The sequence below is a fragment of the Okeania sp. SIO2F5 genome, assembly GCF_010692685.1.
GTDB lineage: Bacteria > Cyanobacteriota > Cyanobacteriia > Cyanobacteriales > Microcoleaceae > Okeania > Okeania hirsuta.
Genome location: NZ_JAAHGU010000124.1, coordinates 20,662 through 21,867, shown reverse-complemented (window position 1 = coordinate 21,867; position 1,206 = coordinate 20,662). Strand labels below are relative to the sequence as shown.

Genomic DNA, 1,206 nt, shown 5'->3' with positions numbered 1-1,206 from the left:
GAGCAAAATCTTCTAGGGCACAATAGGAGAAACAACCGCTCATTGTACCCATAATTACTAACAGTAATACTAACCATAATGGATAACGTCTCCCTCTGGCAGCTCGAAAATCTGGTAACAGGGCCAAAATTTGTAACAAGTTCATTTCTATCTAAGCCCTAAATAGAGAATATTTGGCTTCACTCAATACTTGACACCAATCATTGTACTCCTCAATATTTTTCTCTGGCGACAATGAATTAGCCCTGCCTCCCAGGAGGGGAGCCAGGAGGGGAGCCAGGAGGGGAAGTAGGGGATTTGAGCTTCGCTCCAAAAATATTTCGCCTTAAAAGGCGGGGTTGCGCGACCCATAACCCGTGGTATCCACAATTGGTTGGGGTTTTGTAGACACGAAGTGGCGTGTCGGAGACTATCCCCACGAATATTGATTCTGTCTCCAGAATTGCTGTCTCCTGACTCCTTCTTCAATCAATCCAAGATTTGGCCAAAACACACCATCCATCGGTACTATTACTCACAGTCCAACGGGCGTTCATCAGACTATAAGAATATTTCAACATTTTACCATTTTCGGAAATGTAAGTGCCACTGGCATGATCTATCTCCCCCCAGGGATCGTTAACTACCCAATATCCTCCACCTGGAGCATTTTTGTCATCTTCATAACCAATAACTACAATCCAGTGGCCTCCACCCGATGGGTTATTAGAAGAGCCTTTGTGAAGAATCCCACAGGGAACAGGAATGCCTCGGTTGAGGTACTTCTTGAGAGTATTATTATTTGCGTTTTGAACAAAATCAGCAGTAACTCCAAAGTGTCGCAGAGTTTGAATTTGAACCCAGGAGTCAGTAGTGTCTCCTCTGTTGAAAACTTCACGAACGTAATCATCATCACCCCTGATGACTCCAGGTCGGAGATAATTTAACAGCATCGCACAAGAAGAAGAAAAACAAGTGCGATGAGCATCGCGATAGTTGTCACCCTGAGAAAAGTAAGTGACATCTAGACTTACTCCAGCAGAGGAACGACCAATTTTTTTAGCAGGGTGAGAACGGTAAATTTTTACCCACTCTGCATCGTTATTGTAAAAGTCATCGGGCAAAGAGGAAGCGATTTTCAAGAAAGCATTACGATGGTTGGGGTTGTTACTATCATAATACTTAACAAAATCAAGCAGTTTTGAGTCAGGAAATCTGGTATTATTC

The 1,206-nt window shown here is 43.2% G+C and carries 2 protein-coding genes; both read right to left on the bottom strand.

Annotated features, from left to right (window positions below):
- A partial coding sequence (locus tag F6K27_RS34055; RefSeq protein WP_353736073.1) for a transposase family protein occupies positions 1-145 on the bottom strand: 145 nt, incomplete at its 3' end.
- A 319-nt stretch (positions 146-464) separates the two neighbouring features.
- The coding region (locus F6K27_RS26105; protein ID WP_287284666.1) for a C39 family peptidase at positions 465-1,206 on the bottom strand (742 nt) is incomplete at its 5' end.